The organism is Pseudoduganella aquatica (assembly GCF_020865585.1).
GTDB classification, from domain to species: Bacteria; Pseudomonadota; Gammaproteobacteria; order Burkholderiales; family Burkholderiaceae_D; genus Rugamonas; species Rugamonas aquatica_A.
Map to the genome: position 1 here is coordinate 3,576,705 of NZ_CP086370.1, position 18,013 is coordinate 3,594,717.

An 18,013-nucleotide genomic window follows, 5' to 3' on the forward strand; every position below is an offset into this window, starting at 1 on the left:
GATATGAATGTAACGCTGAAATTCTTCGCCAGTGTGCGCGAAGCGGTGGGTACTTCCACCGAAGTGCTGGAATTGCCGGCAGGCGTGGCGACGGTGGCGGCGATACGCGCGCTGCTCGTCGCGCGCGGCGGCGCCTGGGCGCAGGCGCTGGGCGAGGGCCGTGCCTTGCGCATGGCCTGCAATCAGGTGATGTGCCAGCCGGAGACTGCGGTGCAGGATGGTGCGGAGGTGGCGTTCTTTCCGCCGGTGACTGGCGGTTGATGTTTGGCGGGTTACGCGCTGCGCGCTAACCCGCCCTACGAAATGTCAATGCCGCAGGCCGTAGGGCGGGTTAGCCGTAGGCGTAACCCGCCAGTTCGCCTCTAAGGCTGCTTGGTGTTTTTGCCCACCGCATCGCAAGCCGCGCATTCCAGGCCCTTGCGGTAGCGCCGGAACTGCGTGAACACAAAAATCCCGGCAGCAATCGCGGCCCACAAGGCCGCGCTCAGGAAGTCCGCCGTTGCGGTCGATCCCTTCACGTATTCCACGATCGCCAGGATGGCGAACAGCGGCACCGCCGCCAGCAAATACCGCTTGATCCAGAATGCTGCGCCCATGACTGCCTCCCAAATTGGTCTATGCGTGCCAGTATGCCCTAGAATGCCGGATTGCCTCAATATTTCACCCGGATTCCCCATGCAGTCTCAGAATAAAAATAGCTTCCGCGTCGCCGTCATCGGCGGCGGACCGGCCGGCCTGATGGCCGCGCAGACGCTGGCCCAGCACGCCGCCGCCAACAGTACCTTGCAGGTCGACGTCTACGACGCCATGCCTTCGGTGGGCCGCAAATTCCTGCTCGCCGGCCGCGGAGGCATGAACATCACCCACGCCGAACCATACGAGACTTTCGTCACGCGCTACGGCAAGCGCGCCGCCGAGCTGCGTCCCATGCTGGACGCGTTCGGCCCGCAGCACGTGCGCGACTGGGTGCGTGGCCTGGGCATAGAAACCTTTGTCGGTACTTCGGGCCGCGTGTTCCCAACCGAGATGAAGGCTGCGCCACTGCTGCGCGCCTGGCTGCACCGCCTGCGCGAGCTGGGCGTGCAGTTCCACCAGCGGCACCGCTGGACCGGCTGGCGCGCGGACGGTGCGCTGCTGCTCGATACGCCCGACGGCGAACTGGCCGTGCAGGCCGACGCCACCATTCTGGCGCTGGGCGGGGCCAGCTGGGCACGTCTGGGCTCGGACGGTGCGTGGGTGCCGGTGCTGGAGGGGCAGGGTGTGGAAGTGGCGCCGCTGGTGGCCGCCAATTGCGGCTTCGACGTGGACTGGAGCGCGCATTTCAGCGCAAAGCATGCGGGCGAGCCGCTGACTACCGTGGCCATTACTTCCACCGGCGCGGACGGACTGCCGTTCCGCAAACAGGGGCAGTTTGTGGTGACGGCGAGCGGGGTCGAGGGCAGCCTGATTTATGCGCTGTCCGCAGCCTTGCGCGATCAGATCGCGGCCGATGGCAGCGCGGTGATTTACCTGGATCTGCTGCCGGACCTGAGCGCCGAGCGGGTGCTGGATGAGCTCAGCCGGCCGCGCGGTTCGCGTTCCATGGCCAGCCATCTGCAAAGCCGTTTGGGCATCAAGGGCGTAAAGGCGGGGTTGCTGCGAGAATGCGCCAGCGCGGAGCAGTATGCAGATCCTGCGCGTTTGGCGGAAGTGCTGAAGATGCTGCCGGTGCGCCTGCGTGCGCCCAGGCCGGTGGACGAGGCCATCAGCACCGGCGGCGGCGTGCGGTTTGAGGCCATGCAGGGGATGATGCTGGCGGCGAAGCCGGGTGTGTTTGTGGCGGGGGAGATGGTGGATTGGGAGGCGCCCACCGGCGGGTATCTGCTGACGGCTTGCCTGGCGAGCGGGCAGGAGGCGGGCGAGGATGTGCTGCGCTGGCTCGCTCGGCCGCCTCAATGATCCCAGCTTACTTCGCCTGACCCGGTGCGGCTCACGTTGCGGTTGTCCGGGTTGCCGAACACGCGGATGTCGCCGCTGCCGTTCAGCGTGAGCTCGGCCGATTTGCGGGCAAACACATTGGTGGTGCCCGAGCCGCGCAAACTCACCACCACCTGATCCGACGCGAGATGCTGCGCATCGAGGTCGCCCGAACCGGACAGCTCGGCGTTCAGCGTCTTGCAGCTGCCGCTGCTGCGGATCTGGCCCGAGCCCACCATCTCCAGCGTCACAACCTCACTGGCGCCGGTGTTCAGCGTCAGGTCGCCGCTGCCATGCACGCCGGCTTCGACTTTCTTGAAGCGGCCGTTGAAATTCAGATTGCCCGGCCCGTGTATCTGCACCGACAGCTTCTCGCCGCTAAAGCCGTTCACCGTGCTGTCGCCGCTGCCATGCACTTCGATACCGGACAGCGATGGCAGCACCAGCTCCACCTGCAAGGGGCGGCGATGGTGGAACAGCATGCCCTTGGTGCCGATGTGCAGCGTGTCGCCTTCCTGCTCGGTCTCCACGTTGCCCAGCAGGCGCTGCTCGCCGCGCACTTTGAGGGAGGGTTTATCGCCCTGGCGCAGGGTCAGGTCTATCGGTCCGCTCAGCTCCACCGACGTGATGCCGTTGCCGATGTCGCGCGTTTCGCTGGCCGGCGCGCGGCCTTGCGCGCTGGAGGGGTTGGTGGCGCCGTGCGCCCGCAGCATGCTGTAGGAAATGGCGATCAGCACGCACGCCATCAGGAACATGCTGATACCGACTTTGAACAAGGCTTTCATGTTTTGCTCCCGTCCGCCTTAGCGGCCCCGCAACAGGGAAAAGTTCATCTGGATGTAGCGCTTGACGCCCATGATGGTGTACTTGGTGACTACCAGGCTGATCAGGCTTAGCAGGATGCCGACGATCACCAGCGTCATGCCCAGCACCGACTGGGTGGTGCGCGATTCGCCGTCCAGCTCCGTGGTGATGTGCACCGTGCTGCTGGCCATGCGCTCGGCTTTCTCGATAATCTTGCCGGAGCGGCTGCTGGAGCCGTCGCCGTTGTCCTGGTCTTCGCCGGCGTTGTCGGCGGTAGGCGGAGCATTGTAGCCGTCCATTGGTTCCTGGTAGACCTGGATGCCGTCGTGGCCGATGGCGACTTTGGTCTGGGTGCGCTGGCCGTCGTGATCGTCGTGGTCGAACTGGATCATTTCGCGCAGCGGGCCGTCCAGCACCAGTTCATTGGTGCCCGACAGGCCGCTGGCGGTGATCACGATGCCGCTCAGGTAGAAGGCGAATGCGCACACGTAGATGGTGCCCAGCAGCGCGGCGTAGACCATGGCCGGCACCACCATGAACAGGTTGAAGATGGCCAGGCCGACCAGCGACACGGCCATCCGCGCCGCATTCACCGGGGTTTTCTTCTGCTCGAAGGCGGACATGTGGACGTTGGCGCGCAGCGTCATGGCGATTTTGCGCGGCTCGCCCAGCTCGGAGGCGATCTCCTGCTCCGTGCGTCCGCTCATCGCGCCGTCGACAAAGCGCTGCTCGTAGTAGGCCAGCGTCTTGGCGATCGTCTCCGGCGGGAGTCCCGCCAGGGCCTTGTGCAGCGCGTCCAGGTAGGCCTGCTTATCCATTAAAAACTCCTGCGGTTAAAACGCGGCGTGTTGCGACAGGGAAATTGCCATGCCGGCATGTTCGTTCAGCACGATGATGACCGTGCTGGCGGCTACCAACGCCACGATTGCCAGGGTTTTCAAAGTCAGTCCGATTGTCATTTCCTGCTCCATATTGAGTCACTACCGATGATGCAACTGTACGCAAACGAACTTGTACAGACCACTGGTGTGCGACAGGATGCATAAATGACGGGGCAGACGACGCAATGCGGGGATAGCCGGGGACTGGCTTCAAATCAGGCATGTTTGCTGGCGAGCAAGGTTTTGGCGGCTGCCACGCCGCTGCGCACGGCGCTTTCCAGCGTGGCGGGGTAGTCGCCTGCGGTGTAGTCGCCCGCCAGGTACAGGCCGGCCAGGCTGCTCTGGCCGGGCAGGGCGTTGGCCGGGCGGGCCAGGCCGGGGCTGCAGGCATAGGTGGCGCGCTTTTCGGTGATGACGCGGCTCCAGGACGGCTGCGCCAGTTCCGGGCGGCGCAGCACGGCGGCCAGTTGCGCGGCGATGGCCGCGCTCAGCGCTGCCTGGCCCAGCTCCGCCGCCGCGCCGGAGGCGCTGATGACGACTGCCAGCAGGCCAGCCTGCTTCGCGTCCAGCTGGCCGCGGTCGAAGACGAACTGGCCCCAGTGCCCGGTGGCCGGGTTGTCCAGCAGGGCGTAAAACGGAATGTCGAGCCGCACATCGGCGCCGTATTGCAGATAGCAGGTGGTGATGGCTTCCGGTGTGAACGCTTCCAGCTGCGTTGCCAGCTGCTCGCCCGCCGCGTCCAGCTGCAAGGTGCGCAGCAGGGCGGCGGTTGCGGGCGCGCCATGGGCCAGGATGACGGCGTCGAATTCGGCTGTCCAGGGCGCGCCGCGTGGGGACTGGGCGGCGCCGGCGGACGCGCCGCCAAGCGCACTGCCGGTAGCGGTGAGCTGCCAGCGCTGGCCGGGCAGGGGCGCCAGGCCGGTGACTTTGGCGCCGGTGTGTACTTTGCCGCCGTGGCGCGCGATGTAAGCAGCGGCGGCGTCGGGGAACAGGGCGCTCAGGTCGGCGCGGGGTATCAGCATGTCGGACGCTTTGCGGCGCGAGCCCAGGCTGTCGCGCAGCACGTTCAGGAATACCTGCGCCGAGGCGCGCTCGGTGGGGGTGTTCAGCGCGGCGAGGCACAGCGGGCGCCACATGAGCTGGATCAGGCGCGGCGTCTGGTCGAAGCGCGCCAGCAGTTCGTCCACGCTGCAATCGGTGTTCAGGCGCCAGTCCATCCAGCGCGCCGTGGTGGAAAAGCGCGCCAGCGCCATTTTGTCCTCGCGTTCGAGGCCTGATGCGCGCAGCAGCGCGCCCAGGAGATGCAGCGGCGCGGGCAGGCGTGGCGCCAGGAAGTCCATGCCGCCGGCGCCGGGCGCATAGCGCATCTGCAGCGGCAGCGACAGTACGGCGGACTGGATGTCCACGCCGGCCAGTTTCATCACGCGCAGCGATTCGGAATACGCGCCCAGCATGATGTGCTGGCCGTTGTCCACCTGCCGTCCATCCAGCTCCACGCGGCGCGCGCGGCCGCCCAGGGTGCGGGCGGACTCCAGCAGCGTCACCTCGCAGCCGGCGCGCGCCAGCTCCACGGCCGCTGCGCATCCAGCCCAGCCGCCGCCGGCGACGGCAACCCTGCGCGCCTTCACTTTTTACCCACGGATGTAGGTTTTCCAGGCCAGCCACAGCTTGCGCAGCGGCGTCAGCGAGATGCGCTGGGTCAGCACATGGTAGCCGTCGTTCTCGATCTCCGTCAGCAGGGTGCGGTAGATGGCCGCCATCATCAGGCCGGGACGCTGGGCGCGGCGGTCTTCTTTCGGCAGCAGGGCGAAGGCCTCGTCGTAGGCCTTTTGCGCGCGGGCGATCTGGAACTTCATCAGGTTCTCGAAGTTCTCGCTGTGGCGCGCATTGAGCAGGTCGGCGGCGGTCACGTTGAACTGCTGCAGCTCGTTCACCGGCAGGTAGATGCGGCCTTTGCGCGCGTCTTCGCCCACGTCGCGGATGATATTGGTCAGCTGGAAGGCATGGCCCAGTTTCTCGGCGAACTGCAAGGTCTGCGGATTGCTCATGCCGAAAATGCTGGCCGACAGGATGCCGACCACGCTGGCCACGTGCCAGCAATATTTGGACATGCCCACGTAATCGAGGTAGCGGGTCTGGTTCAGGTCCATCTCCATGCCATCGATAATGGCCTGCAGATGCTCCTGCTTCAGATTGTAGGTGGCCAGGTGCGGCTGCAATGCCTGCGTGACCGGGTGCGCCTGCTTGCCCTCGTACATGCCGGAGATCTCCTTGCGCCACCAGGCCAGCTTCACGCGCGCCACGGATTCGTCGGTGCATTCGTCCACCGTGTCGTCCACTTCGCGGCAGAAAGCGTACAGCGCCATGATGGCGCGGCGCCGTTCCTGCGGCAGGAACAGGAAGCTGTAGTAGAAACTGGACCCGCTGGCGGCGGCTTTTTGCTGGCAGTATTCGTCTGGTGACATGGTCAAAAAAGCAAGGGTGAGGCGATCGAAGCCGCTATTCTAAGGGAAGCGCCGCAGCCGGGGGGCTTTTCATGGCCGCTTTCATGCGCGCCTTCATCCGCAGGCCGCGCCAGATCACCTTCATCCAGTCCTTGCGGGTGAGCTTGGGGCGGCGGCGGAACACGTCGTAGTCCACTTCCTCGATCGACTCCAGGATGCGCAAGCCGCCTTGCACCACCATGCGCAGCTCCAGGCCTATGCGGCCGCGCAGGCGCACGGCCAGCGGCGCGCCGGACAGCATCAGGGCGCGCGCGCGCGTCACCTCGAACTTCATCAGCGCGCGCCACTTGGCGGTGCCGCCGGGGTGGTCCAGCGCGGCGGGCGACACCGCGTAGCGCGCCAGGTCTTCCATGGGCAAATAAATACGCTCTTTATGCAGATCGATGGCCACGTCCTGCAAAAAGTTGATAATCTGTAATGCTGAACAGATGGCGTTCGAATCGCGCACATTGTCCTCGTCCGCCTGGCCGTACAGCGACAGCATCAGCAGGCCGACCGGGTTGGCCGAGCGGGCGCAATAGTCCAGCAGGCTGTCGTAGGTGGCGTAGCGGGTCACGCTCACGTCCTGCTTGAAGGCGGAAAGCAGGTCGCGGAAGGGCCGCAGCGGCAGGTCGTGCTGGGCGATGGTCGCGGCCAGGCGGGTGAACATCGGGTCGGTATGGGCTTCCCCGGCCTCGATGCGGTCCAGCGCCTGCTCGTAGGCGTCCAGCGCGGCCAGGCGCTGTTCGGGCGTGGCGTCGCCTTCGTCGGCGATGTCGTCGGCGCTGCGCGCGAAGGCGTAAATCGCCTCCACCGCCGGCGCCAGGCGGCGCGGCAGCAGGATGGATGCAACGGGGAAGTTCTCGTAATGGTCTACTGACATAGTGGGATATTCAAGTAAATGACGCCAAAGTCATTTGCAAAGATTGTGTCACGGCTTATAATTTTAATTAACGGAAAGTCATTTACTTTCTGGCCGGAACCATCATAGTGGCAAAGTGCTATCACCGCAATCCACAGCAAAAGGAATTATTGTGTACTCCCTGAAAAAATTGCGTCCCTCCCACGCCCTTGCCGGGCTCACGTTGTGCGCCGCCGCCGTCCTGCTGGCAGGCTGTGGCAAGCCGGCCGAAAAGACCGAAGACATCCGCCCGGTGCGCGCCATTGTGCTGCAAAGCAGCGACATCGATGTGAACGCCGAGTTTTCCGGCGAGGTGAGGGCGCGCGTGGAGTCGCGCCTGGGCTTCCGCGTGCCGGGTAAGATTGTGTCGCGCAGCGTGGACGTGGGTTCGGTGGTGAAGAAGGGCCAGCAGCTGATGCAGCTGGACCCGCAGGATTTGAAGCTGTCGCAGGCGCAGGCGCTGGCCGCGCTGCGGGCGGCGGAAACCTCGCGCGACTTCGCCAAGGCGGAGCTGAAGCGCTACCAGGACCTGAAGGCGCAGAATTTCGTCGCCCAGACCATTTTGGACGGCAAGGACTCGGCGTATAAATCGGCGCAGGCCAATGTCGACGCGGCCCAGGCTGCGTACCGCGCGCAGGCCAACCAGGCCGGCTACGCAGCGCTGGTGTCCGACGTGGACGGCGTGGTGACGGCGGTGGACGCGGAAGCGGGCCAGGTGGTGGCGGCCGGCACGCCGGTTGTGCGCGTGGCGAAGTCGGGCGACAAGGAAATCGTCATCGGCATCCCCGAAGACAAGGTCGATGCGCTGAAAGCCATTTCGGATGTGCAGGTGCGCTTGTGGGCCAGCCCGCAGCACGCGGTGCCCGGCAAGATCCGCGAGATTTCGCCGGCCGCCGACCCTGCCACCCGCACTTACGCCGTCAAAGTCACCATCCCCGCCAGCTTGGGCGAGGCCAAGCTGGGCATGACCGCCGTGGTGCAATTCGCCTCCAAGACCGCGCAACCGCAGATCAAGGTGCCGCTGACGGCGCTGCATTATGAAAAATCCACCACCTCGGTGTGGGTGGTGGAGAACGGCGCAGTGAAGCTGGTGCCGGTGGTACCGGCCGGCGTGGCGGGCAACGACATTGTGCTGGCTTCCGGCGTGAAGGCCGGCCAGACCGTGGTGACGGCGGGTGTGAACGTGCTCAAGCCGGGCCAGAAGGTCCGGATACTGGGCGACGAATTGAGCAAGCCTGAGTTGAGCAAGCCCGTAGCGGCCAATGCGGCCGCCGGAGCTTCCAAATGAAGGACGGCTTCAACCTCTCACGCTGGGCGCTTGAGCACATTCCGCTGACGCGCTACCTGATGGCTGTGCTGCTGCTGGGCGGCATGCTGAGCTACGCCAACCTGGGCCAGGACGAAGACCCGCCGTTCACCTTCCGCGTGATGGTGGTGCGCGCTTTCTGGCCGGGCGCGACCTCGCTGCAGATGGCGCAGCAGGTGACCGACAAGCTGGAAAAGAAGCTCCAGGAAACGCCGCATATCGACGAAATCAGCAGCTACTCCAAGCCCGGCGAAACGCTGATCATGGTGAAGCTGCGCGAGTCCGCGCCGCCGAGCGAGACGGCCGAGGCCTGGTACCAGGTGCGCAAGAAGATAGGCGACATCAAGGGCACCTTGCCGCAAGGCGTGCAGGGGCCGTTCTTCAACGACGAATTCGGCGACACCTACGGTTCCATCTTCGCCCTGTCCGGCGACGGCTTCACCTACGCCGAAATGAAGGACTACGCGGACTTCGTTCGCCAGCAGTTGCTGGGCGTGTCGCAGGTGTCCAAGGTCGAACTGTTCGGCGTGCAGGACGAAAAGGTCAATATCGAGTTCTCGCACAAGAAGTTTGCCCAGCTGGGCATACCTTTCGAGGCCATCGTCAGCCAGATCGCCGCGCAGAACACGGTCGAATCGTCCGGCGTGCTGGTGACGCCGACCGACAACCTGCAAGTGCGCGTCAGCGGCGCCTTCAAGACCGTCAAGGATCTCGAGGAGCTGGAACTGCGCGCCAACGGCACCACCTTCCGCCTGGGCGACTTCGCCACCATCAAGCGCGAATACGACGACCCTCCGACCGAGAAGATGCGCTTCAACGGCAAGGAAGTGATAGGCCTGGGCGTGTCGATGGAGAAGGGCGGCAACATCATCAAGATGGGCCAGAGCATGGAGAAGACCGTGGCCGAGATGAAGGCCAAGCTGCCGGTCGGTATCGAGCTGCAGCGCGTGTCCGATCAGCCGGAGGCGGTCAAGGCCTCGGTGGGTGAGTTCGTGCATACGCTGATCGAGGCGGTGCTGATCGTGCTGGCGGTGAGCTTCGTCTCGCTGGGCATGCACACCAAGCCCAAGTTCCGCCTGGATGCGCGTCCCGGCCTGGTGGTGGCGCTGACCATACCGCTGGTGCTGGCCGTGACCTTCCTGTTCATGCGCATGCTTTCCATCGACCTGCACAAGATTTCGCTGGGCGCGCTGATTATCGCCCTCGGCCTGCTGGTGGATGACGCCATCATCGCCGTGGAAATGATGGTGCGCAAAATGGAGGAGGGCTTCTCGCGCTTCGACGCGGCCACCTTCGCCTACACGTCCACCGCGCTGCCCATGCTGACCGGCACGCTGATTACCGTGGCGGGCTTCCTGCCCATCGGCCTGGCCAAATCGGCGGCGGGCGAGTACACCTTCACGCTGTTTTCGGTGAACGCGCTGGCGCTGATCATTTCCTGGTTCGTGGCGGTGATCTTCACGCCCTACATCGGCTACCTGCTGCTGAAGGTGCAGCCCCATGGCGACGGCCACCACGAGCTGTTCGATACCCCCGGCTACCGCAAATTCCGCGCCGTGGTGAACTGGTGCGTGGACTGGCGCAAGACCACCATCGCCGCCACCCTTGCCATCTTCTTCCTGGGCGTGTACGGCTTCGGCTTTATCGAGAAGCAGTTCTTCCCGGACTCCAGCCGCCCCGAGTTGATGGTCGAGATCTGGATGCCGGAGGGGACGTCCTTCGCCGCCAATGAAAAGCAGGTCAAGAAATTCGAAGCCTATATCCAGAAGCAGGAAGGCGTGGTCAGCGTGACCAGCTACGTCGGCACCGGTAGCCCGCGTTTCTACCTGCCGCTGGACCAGATCTTCCCGCAAACGAACGTGTCGCAATTCGTGGTGCTGCCCAAGGATCTGAAAGCGCGCGAGGCGCTGCGCCAGAAGATCACCGAGCTGTTCAAGGTGGACTTCCCCGAAGTGCGCGGCCGCGTGAAGCTGCTGCCTAACGGCCCGCCCGTGCCGTATCCGGTGCAGTTCCGCGTGAGCGGCGGCGAAGTGGAGAAAGTGCGCGCCATTGCCGACCAGGTGAAGGACATCATGCGCACCAATCCGAACACGCTGGGCGTGAACGACAACTGGAACGAATCCGTGAAAGTGCTGCGCATGGACCTGGACCAGGACAAGATGCGCGCGCTGGGCGTGACCTCGCAAACGGTGATGCGCGCGGCGAACACCATCCTGTCCGGCACCACGGTGGGCCAGTTCCGCGACGGCATCAAGCTGATCGACATCCAGGTGCGCCAGCCGCTGGAGGAGCGCAACACCATCTCCATCCTGAACGACACCAATATTCCTACGCCGAGCGGCAAGTCGGTCACCATAGGCCAGCTGGCGCGCGTGCATTTCGTGTGGGAGCCGGGCGTGGTGTGGCGCGAAGGCCGCGAATGGGCGATTACCGTGCAGTCGGATGTTGCGGAAGGCATACAAGGCCCCACCGTGACCGGCCAGATCGATCCCAAGCTGAACGAGCTGCGCAAGAACCTGCCGGCCGGCTACCGCATCGACGTCAAGGGCGCGGCGTCCGACAGCAGCGAGGCGGAGGCGTCGATTTCGGCCAACCTGCCGCTGGCGATCTTTATCATCTTCACGCTGCTGATGCTGCAACTGCACAGTTTCTCGCGCGCGCTGCTGGTCTTCCTCACCGGCCCGCTGGGTGTGGCCGGCGCGGCGGCGGCCTTGCTGCTGCTGGGGCGTCCGCTGGGCTTTGTGGCGAACCTGGGCATTATTGCGCTGTTCGGCATGATCATCCGCAATTCGGTGATCCTGGTGGACCAGATCGAGCAGGACATCAAGTCCGGCGTTGCGCCGTGGGACGCCATCGTGGAATCGGCGGTGCGGCGCTGCCGGCCGATTATCCTGACGGCGGCCGCAGCGGCGCTGGCCATGATACCGCTGTCGCGTTCCGTGTTCTGGGGGCCGATGGCGGTGGCCATCATGGGCGGGCTGATACTGGCCACGGCGCTGACGCTGCTGTTCCTGCCGGCGCTGTATGCGGCATGGTTCCGCGTCAAAAAGCCTGCGCAAACGTGACGCCGGCGGGTTACGAGCTCGCGCGCTAACCCGCCCTACGTGCCAATCGCGGACCTCGAAATGTCGTAGGGCGGGTTAGGCGGCACGCCGTAACCCGCCGCCAATGCGTGCAAATTGCAGAGGAATCAAGGCATTACATTTTTAATGTTGTGTTTGAGTTAAAAAACCCTTCCGTACTCGGAAAAAAACAGTAAAATACCGCGTTGAAGTTGAAAGCCCCTGCTGAGGCGGGGTGGGGCGGCCCCTTTTCAATGGACCTTTATTGAAAACGGCCCGCCCTTTGCTTTTGTACAAATACGCCGCGAGGATGGCGAAATTGGTAGACGCACCAGGTTTAGGTCCTGACGCCAGCAATGGTGTGGGGGTTCGAGTCCCCCTCCTCGCACCACAGTATTCTTTATATTTTTTGGACGATTTTTACATGGCAACTGCAGTCGAAACCCTGGGCAAACTCGAACGTCGTATCACGATCTCCTTCCCGCTGAGCGAAGTCCGCACGGAAGTTGAGAAGCGCCTGAAAGTGCAAGCCAAGTCGGCTAAGGCACCAGGCTTCCGTCCTGGCAAAGTGCCCATGAAAATGGTCGCCGCACAATTCGGTTATCAGATCGAAACCGAAGTGCTGAACGATAAGGTCGGCCGCGCCTTCAACGACGCCGCCAACGCAGCGGAACTGCGCGTAGCAGGCTACCCGCGCATCGAACCGAAGAACGATTCGCCTGAAGGCCAGCTGGCCTTCGACGCAACGTTCGAAGTGTACCCGGAAGTCGTCATCGGCGACCTGTCCACCGTTGAAATCGAAACCGTGAAAGCCGAAGTGTCGGACGCGGAAATCGACAAGACCATCGAAATCCTGCGCAAGCAGCGCGTGCACTTCCACACCAAAGGCGAAGCCGGCGAACACGGCGACGGCGGTGCTCCTATCGCAGCCAATGGCGACAAAGTGACCGTGGACTTCGTCGGCTCGATCGACGGCGTGGAATTCCCAGGCGGCAAAGCTGAAGACTACCCGTTCGTGCTGGGCGAAGGCCGCATGCTGCCTGAGTTCGAAGCCGCAACCGTAGGCCTGAAAGTCGGCGAATCCAAGACCTTCGACCTGGCTTTCCCAGAGGATTACCATGGCAAGGACGTGGCCGGCAAAACCGCCCAGTTCACCATCACCCTGAAACAGCTGGAATGGGCGCACCTGCCGGAAGTCGACGCTGAATTCGCCAAATCGCTGGGCGTAGCCGACGGCGACCTGGCCAAAATGCGCGAAGACATCAAAGTCAACCTGGAACGCGAAGTGACCGGCCGTGTGAAAGCACGCAACAAGGAAGCCGTGATGGATGCGCTGGTCAAGTCCGCCACCCTGGACGTGCCGCAAGCCCTGATCGCCCAGGACACCGAGCGCCTGGCCGAAATGACCCGCCAGGACATGGCTCAGCGCGGCATGAACGTCAAAGACGTGCCATTCCCGCCGGAACTGTTCGCCGACAAGGCCGAGCGCCGCGTGCGCCTGGGCCTGATCCTGTCGCAGCTGGTCAACGAGAACAAACTGCAAGCGCTGCCTGAGCAAGTCAAAGCGCAAGTGGAAGATTTCGCCCAAAGCTACGAAGACCCGCGCGAAGTGCTGAAGTACTACTACAGCGACCGCCGCCGTCTGGCTGAAGTCGAAGCCCTTGTATTAGAAGAAAACGTCGTTAACTTCGTTCTGGGCCTGTCGAAAACCACGTCGAAAGCTGTTGCCTTCGACGAGCTGATGGGAAGCAACGCGCAAGCGTAATCCAGCTTCAGAGAAGCTGCATCAAAGGAATAAAGCATGATGAACCGTAATCCGGCACTCGACACCGAAATGCTCGGCCTGGTGCCGATGGTGATTGAACAAAGCGGCCGAGGCGAGCGCTCGTATGATATTTACTCGCGCCTGCTGAAGGAGCGCGTGATTTTCATGGTAGGTCCCGTCAACGACCAGATGGCCAATCTGATCGTTGCCCAGCTGCTGTTCCTGGAAAGCGAAAATCCGGACAAGGATATCTCGCTCTACATCAACTCTCCTGGCGGTTCGGTTTCGGCCGGCCTGGCGATCTACGACACGATGCAGTTCATCAAGCCGGACGTGTCCACCCTGTGCACCGGCATGGCGGCGTCGATGGGCGCCTTCCTGCTGGCGGCAGGCGCGAAGGGCAAGCGTTTCTCGCTGCCTAACTCGCGCATCATGATTCACCAGCCTTCGGGCGGCTCGCAGGGCATGGCTTCGGACATCGAAATCCAGGCCAAGGAAATCCTCTACCTGCGCCATCGCCTGAACTCGATCATGGCCGAACGCACCGGCCAGACGGTGGAACAGATCGCCAAGGACACCGACCGCGACCGATTCCTGTCCGCCGAGGAGGCCACCGAATACGGCCTGATCGACAAAGTGTTGACCAGCCGCGGCTAATGCGTCCTCAGCGCTGAGAACCAAAAAAGACGCCCGGACGCTACAACGTTCCGGGCGTTTCTTTTTTATTTCAGGTAGCATGTGCTATGTACGCCGCCGCAGAGTTTGCTTCGCGGCATGCAGCAGCACCAATATTGCAACTACTTAAACAAGTCCCATGTCCGAGAAAAAATCCTCCAGCGGCGAAAAACTCCTCTACTGCTCGTTCTGCGGCAAGAGCCAGCACGAGGTCAAGAAGCTGATCGCCGGCCCGTCCGTCTTCATCTGCGACGAATGCATCGACTTGTGCAACGACATCATCCGTGACGAGACGTCCAGCATCGAGTCGGTCACCGGCGCCAAGTCCGACCTGCCGACCCCGCACGAAATCAAGGAATTGCTGGACCAGTACGTCATCGGCCAGCAGACCGCCAAGCGCATCCTGTCGGTTGCGGTGTACAACCATTACAAGCGTCTTAAGCACCTGGGCAAGAAGGATGACATCGAACTGGCCAAGAGCAACATCTTGCTGGTCGGTCCTACCGGCTCGGGCAAGACCCTGCTGGCGCAGACCCTGGCCCGCATGCTCAACGTGCCTTTCGTGATCGCCGACGCCACCACCCTGACCGAAGCCGGCTACGTGGGCGAAGACGTCGAGAACATCATCCAGAAGCTGCTGCAAAGCTGCAACTACGATGTGGAAAAGGCGCAGCGCGGCATCGTCTACATCGACGAGATCGACAAGATTTCGCGCAAGTCCGACAACCCGTCCATCACGCGCGACGTGTCGGGCGAGGGCGTGCAGCAGGCGCTGCTCAAGCTGATCGAGGGCACCATGGCCTCGGTGCCTCCGCAGGGCGGCCGCAAGCACCCGAACCAGGATTTCGTGCAGATCGACACCACCAACATCATGTTCATCTGCGGCGGCGCCTTCGACGGCCTGGCCAAGATCATCTCCAACCGTTCGGAGAAGAGCGGCATCGGCTTCTCGGCCACCGTCAAGAGCAAGGAGCAGCGCGCTGCCTCCGAGATCCTGATGGAAGCGGAACCGGAAGACCTGATCAAGTTCGGCCTGATCCCCGAGCTGGTGGGCCGTCTGCCCGTGGTGGCCACGCTGGCCGAGCTGACCGAGGAAGCGCTGATCCAGATCCTGGTCGAGCCGAAGAACGCCCTGGTCAAGCAGTACAGCAAGCTGCTGGACATGGAAGGCTCCGAGCTGGAGATCCGCCCGGCCGCATTGCACGCCATCGCCAAGAAGGCGCTGGCCCGCAAGACCGGCGCGCGCGGCCTGCGCTCCATCCTGGAACACGCATTGCTGGACGTGATGTATGAACTGCCAAATGAGCAGAATGTAAGCAAAGTGGTGATTGATGAAAATACCATCACCAGCGGCGCGAAACCCTTGCTCATTTATCAGGAAAGCCCAAAAGCCTCTGGTGAAAATTAAATAAGTACTGCACACATGCGCAAAATTCGTTTTGCATCCATGGGGCAAGGCGGTACAATTTAAATCAATAAGAGAATGCAGGCTTCATTCGGAAAGCCACACGCGATGCCTGCGTCGCGCGTGGCTTTTTTATTTGAGTTTGCATATTTTTATAGCACGGCAGGATTCTCAACTGAATTGTTAAGAATTATTATCTGCCGGGTCTTGTGATTTGGCATCTTTGCGCCAATATCTGCAACACGCTTTCACATAAGGTACGCCATGACAACTTCCAAATTAACTGAGCAAACTCAACTGCCGTTATTGCCGCTGCGGGATGTTGTAGTTTTCCCGCATATGGTGATACCGCTGTTTGTAGGTCGCCCCAAGTCGATCAAGGCGCTGGAAGCCGCGATGGAGCAGGGCAAGAGCATCATGCTCGCCGCCCAGAAAGCTGCCGCCAAGGACGAACCTTCTGCTTCCGACATTTATGAAATCGGTTGCGTGGCCAACATCCTGCAGATGCTGAAACTGCCGGACGGCACCGTCAAGGTGCTGGTCGAGGGCGCCCAGCGCGCCCGTATCAACAAAATCACCGACGCGCCGACGCACTTCGTGGCCGACCTGACCCCGCTCGATTCCGAGGTGGGCGACGATTCGGAAATCGAAGCGATGCGCCGCGCCATCGTCCAGCAGTTCGACCAGTACGTCAAACTGAACAAAAAGATTCCACCGGAGATCCTGGCTTCGCTGTCCGGCATCGACGACGCCGGCCGCCTGGCCGACACCGTGGCTGCCCACCTGCCGCTGAAGCTTGAGCAGAAGCAGGTGATCCTGGAGATCTTCAACGTCGCCAAGCGCCTGGAGCACCTGCTCGGCCAGCTGGAAGGCGAGCTCGATATCCTGCAGGTGGAAAAGCGCATCCGTGGCCGCGTCAAGCGCCAGATGGAGAAGTCGCAGCGCGAGTACTACCTGAACGAGCAGGTCAAAGCCATCCAGAAGGAACTGGGCGAGGGCGAAGACGGCGCGGACCTGGACGAGCTGGAAAAGAAAGTGGCTGCCGCCAAGATGCCGAAAGAGGCACTGGACAAGGCCAACGCCGAGCTGAAAAAGCTCAAGCTGATGTCGCCGATGTCGGCCGAAGCCACCGTGGTGCGCAACTACATCGACACCCTGGTCGGCCTGCCCTGGAAGAAGAAATCCAAGGTCAACAACGACCTGGCGAACGCCGAGAAAGTGCTCGAGGGCGACCACTATGGCCTGGACAAGGTCAAAGAACGCATCCTGGAATACCTCGCGGTGCAGCAGCGCGTCGACAAGCTGAAAGCGCCTATCCTGTGCTTCGTTGGTCCTCCGGGCGTGGGCAAGACCTCGCTGGGCCAGTCCATCGCCCGCGCCACGAACCGCAAGTTCGTGCGCATGGCACTGGGCGGCGTGCGCGACGAAGCCGAGATCCGCGGCCACCGCCGTACCTACATCGGCTCCATGCCGGGCAAGGTGCTGCAGTCGCTGGCGAAAGTGGGCGTGCGCAATCCGCTGTTCCTGCTGGACGAAATCGACAAGATGGGCGCGGACTTCCGCGGCGATCCGTCGTCGGCCCTGCTGGAGGTGCTGGACCCTGAGCAGAACCACACTTTCTCGGACCACTACATCGAAGTGGACTTCGACCTGAGCGACGTGATGTTCGTGGCGACCTCGAACTCGTACAACATCCCTCCGGCCCTGCTGGACCGCATGGAAGTGATACGCCTGTCGGGCTACACGGAAGACGAGAAAACCAATATCTCGCAGCGCTACCTGCTGCCGAAACAGATCAAGAACAACGGTCTGAAGGAAGAAGAGATCTCGGTATCGGAAGCCGCGCTGCGCGACATCATCCGCTACTACACCCGCGAAGCCGGCGTGCGCTCGCTGGAACGCGAAGTGTCCAAGATCTGCCGCAAGGTAGTGAAGATGCTGCTGCTGAAGAAGACCGAGAAGAAGGTCGCCGTGACGCCGAAAAACCTGGACAAGTTCCTGGGCGTGCGCCGCTACGACTTCGGCGTGGCCGAGAAGGAAAACCAGGTGGGCCAGGTGGTCGGTCTGGCATGGACCGAAGTGGGCGGCGATCTGCTGACCATCGAAGCCGTGACCATGCCGGGCAAGGGCGGCGTGATCCGCACCGGCACCTTGGGCGACGTGATGAAGGAATCGATCGAAGCGGCGCGCACCGTCGTGCGCAGCCGCGCCAACCGCCTCGGCATCAAATCCGAGGTGTTTGAAAAGAGCGACATCCACATCCACGTTCCTGAAGGCGCCACGCCGAAAGACGGTCCTTCGGCCGGCATCGCGATGACGACCGCGCTGGTGTCCGTGTTCACCGGTATCCCGGTGCGCGCAGACGTGGCGATGACGGGCGAGATCACGCTGCGCGGCGAAGTGCTGCCGATCGGCGGCCTGAAAGAGAAGCTGCTGGCGGCGCATCGCGGCGGCATCAAGACGGTGCTGATCCCCGAGCAGAACGTGAAGGACCTGGCCGAAATTCCGGACAATGTGAAAAACAAGCTGGAAATCGTGCCGGTGCGCTGGATCGACAAAGTGCTGGAAATCGCACTCGAGCGCCAGCCGCAAGCCATCGTGGAAACCCCGCCGGTAGAGGCGGTGGCGGCTGCGGCGGCGAAAGTTGACGGTCAGGGCGAAGTGGTCAAACACTAAGCAGAACCGCCGGGACAGCTCGCATTAATTGTCCCTTCAACCACAAACAGGCGCTTTTTAAGCGCCTGTTTTAACTTTTGCTGTGGTTTTGTACTGTGT

Annotated in this window: 15 protein-coding genes and 1 tRNA gene; 9 read left to right on the forward strand and 7 right to left on the reverse strand. The window is 62.7% G+C overall.

Features of this window, described 5'->3' with window-relative positions; genetic code table 11:
* Positions 1–3 precede the first annotated feature (3 nt).
* The gene (moaD, locus tag KT882_RS15950) at positions 4–261 is read left to right on the forward strand and encodes a molybdopterin converting factor subunit 1 (RefSeq protein ID WP_161073440.1); all 258 of its coding nucleotides are present in this window, start codon (positions 4–6) and stop codon (positions 259–261) included.
* Between the two features lie 101 nt (positions 262–362).
* Here moaD and KT882_RS15955 read toward each other — a convergent pair whose 3' ends face one another.
* Entirely contained in the window at positions 363–596 is a 234-nt protein-coding gene (locus KT882_RS15955) for a hypothetical protein (RefSeq protein ID WP_228892474.1), read from the reverse strand.
* 79 nt (positions 597–675) lie between these two features.
* Between KT882_RS15955 and KT882_RS15960 the strand changes: the two genes are divergently transcribed.
* Positions 676–1,938, forward strand: a complete 1,263-nt coding sequence (locus KT882_RS15960; protein ID WP_161073442.1) for a TIGR03862 family flavoprotein — start codon at positions 676–678, stop codon at positions 1,936–1,938.
* Here the strand turns inward: KT882_RS15960 and KT882_RS15965 are convergent.
* The 6 genes from KT882_RS15965 to hpnC all read right to left on the reverse strand — a co-directional run bounded on the left by KT882_RS15965 (position 1,932) and on the right by hpnC (position 7,007).
* A complete protein-coding gene (locus tag KT882_RS15965) occupies positions 1,932–2,741 on the reverse strand; it encodes a head GIN domain-containing protein (RefSeq protein ID WP_228892475.1) in 810 nt (269 codons plus the stop codon). The two genes, KT882_RS15960 and KT882_RS15965, sit on opposite strands and share 7 nt — an antisense overlap.
* A gap of 18 nt (positions 2,742–2,759) precedes the next feature.
* The gene (locus KT882_RS15970) at positions 2,760–3,578 is read right to left on the reverse strand and encodes a DUF1700 domain-containing protein (protein ID WP_228892476.1); all 819 of its coding nucleotides are present in this window, start codon (positions 3,576–3,578) and stop codon (positions 2,760–2,762) included.
* A 15-nt stretch (positions 3,579–3,593) separates the two neighbouring features.
* Positions 3,594–3,719, reverse strand: coding sequence for a hypothetical protein (locus tag KT882_RS30660; RefSeq protein ID WP_260048834.1), 126 nt, complete (start codon positions 3,717–3,719; stop codon positions 3,594–3,596).
* 137 nt (positions 3,720–3,856) lie between these two features.
* Positions 3,857–5,269, reverse strand: coding sequence for a hydroxysqualene dehydroxylase HpnE (gene hpnE, locus KT882_RS15975; protein WP_228892477.1), 1,413 nt, complete (start codon positions 5,267–5,269; stop codon positions 3,857–3,859).
* A gap of 3 nt (positions 5,270–5,272) precedes the next feature.
* On the reverse strand, positions 5,273–6,106 hold the full coding sequence (hpnD, locus tag KT882_RS15980) for a presqualene diphosphate synthase HpnD (RefSeq protein ID WP_161073446.1): 834 nt from the start codon (positions 6,104–6,106) through the stop codon (positions 5,273–5,275).
* A 34-nt stretch (positions 6,107–6,140) separates the two neighbouring features.
* Complete coding sequence (gene hpnC / locus KT882_RS15985) at positions 6,141–7,007, reverse strand: squalene synthase HpnC (protein WP_161073447.1); 867 nt, start codon at positions 7,005–7,007, stop codon at positions 6,141–6,143.
* Positions 7,008–7,158: 151 nt separating this feature from the next.
* Between hpnC and KT882_RS15990 the strand changes: the two genes are divergently transcribed.
* The 7 genes from KT882_RS15990 (at position 7,159) to lon (ending at position 17,914) form a co-directional block, all read left to right on the forward strand.
* Positions 7,159–8,313, forward strand: a complete 1,155-nt coding sequence (locus KT882_RS15990) for an efflux RND transporter periplasmic adaptor subunit (RefSeq protein ID WP_228892478.1) — start codon at positions 7,159–7,161, stop codon at positions 8,311–8,313.
* On the forward strand, positions 8,310–11,396 hold the full coding sequence (locus tag KT882_RS15995; protein ID WP_228892479.1) for an efflux RND transporter permease subunit: 3,087 nt from the start codon (positions 8,310–8,312) through the stop codon (positions 11,394–11,396). The genes KT882_RS15990 and KT882_RS15995 overlap by 4 nt, the downstream gene beginning before the upstream one ends.
* 301 nt (positions 11,397–11,697) lie before the next feature.
* A tRNA-Leu gene (locus KT882_RS16000) sits at positions 11,698–11,784 on the forward strand.
* Between the two features lie 33 nt (positions 11,785–11,817).
* The gene (gene tig / locus KT882_RS16005) at positions 11,818–13,158 is read left to right on the forward strand and encodes a trigger factor (protein WP_161073449.1); all 1,341 of its coding nucleotides are present in this window, start codon (positions 11,818–11,820) and stop codon (positions 13,156–13,158) included.
* A 39-nt stretch (positions 13,159–13,197) separates the two neighbouring features.
* Complete coding sequence (gene clpP, locus KT882_RS16010; RefSeq protein ID WP_161073499.1) at positions 13,198–13,815, forward strand: ATP-dependent Clp endopeptidase proteolytic subunit ClpP; 618 nt, start codon at positions 13,198–13,200, stop codon at positions 13,813–13,815.
* Between the two features lie 157 nt (positions 13,816–13,972).
* Entirely contained in the window at positions 13,973–15,241 is a 1,269-nt protein-coding gene (gene clpX, locus KT882_RS16015; protein WP_057156650.1) for an ATP-dependent Clp protease ATP-binding subunit ClpX, read from the forward strand.
* Between the two features lie 261 nt (positions 15,242–15,502).
* Entirely contained in the window at positions 15,503–17,914 is a 2,412-nt protein-coding gene (gene lon / locus KT882_RS16020) for an endopeptidase La (protein ID WP_228892480.1), read from the forward strand.
* Positions 17,915–18,013 lie beyond the last annotated feature (99 nt).

Coding starts and splice junctions, on each gene's coding strand:
- moaD (WP_161073440.1), top strand. CDS start 4: ATGAATGTAACGCTGAAATTCTTCGCCAGTGTGCGCGAAGCGGTGGGT.
- KT882_RS15955 (WP_228892474.1), bottom strand. CDS start 596: ATGGGCGCAGCATTCTGGATCAAGCGGTATTTGCTGGCGGCGGTGCCG.
- KT882_RS15960 (WP_161073442.1), top strand. CDS start 676: ATGCAGTCTCAGAATAAAAATAGCTTCCGCGTCGCCGTCATCGGCGGC.
- KT882_RS15965 (WP_228892475.1), bottom strand. CDS start 2,741: ATGAAAGCCTTGTTCAAAGTCGGTATCAGCATGTTCCTGATGGCGTGC.
- KT882_RS15970 (WP_228892476.1), bottom strand. CDS start 3,578: ATGGATAAGCAGGCCTACCTGGACGCGCTGCACAAGGCCCTGGCGGGA.
- KT882_RS30660 (WP_260048834.1), bottom strand. CDS start 3,719: ATGACAATCGGACTGACTTTGAAAACCCTGGCAATCGTGGCGTTGGTA.
- hpnD (WP_161073446.1), bottom strand. CDS start 6,106: ATGTCACCAGACGAATACTGCCAGCAAAAAGCCGCCGCCAGCGGGTCC.
- hpnC (WP_161073447.1), bottom strand. CDS start 7,007: ATGTCAGTAGACCATTACGAGAACTTCCCCGTTGCATCCATCCTGCTG.
- KT882_RS15995 (WP_228892479.1), top strand. CDS start 8,310: ATGAAGGACGGCTTCAACCTCTCACGCTGGGCGCTTGAGCACATTCCG.
- tig (WP_161073449.1), top strand. CDS start 11,818: ATGGCAACTGCAGTCGAAACCCTGGGCAAACTCGAACGTCGTATCACG.
- clpP (WP_161073499.1), top strand. CDS start 13,198: ATGAACCGTAATCCGGCACTCGACACCGAAATGCTCGGCCTGGTGCCG.
- clpX (WP_057156650.1), top strand. CDS start 13,973: ATGTCCGAGAAAAAATCCTCCAGCGGCGAAAAACTCCTCTACTGCTCG.
- lon (WP_228892480.1), top strand. CDS start 15,503: ATGACAACTTCCAAATTAACTGAGCAAACTCAACTGCCGTTATTGCCG.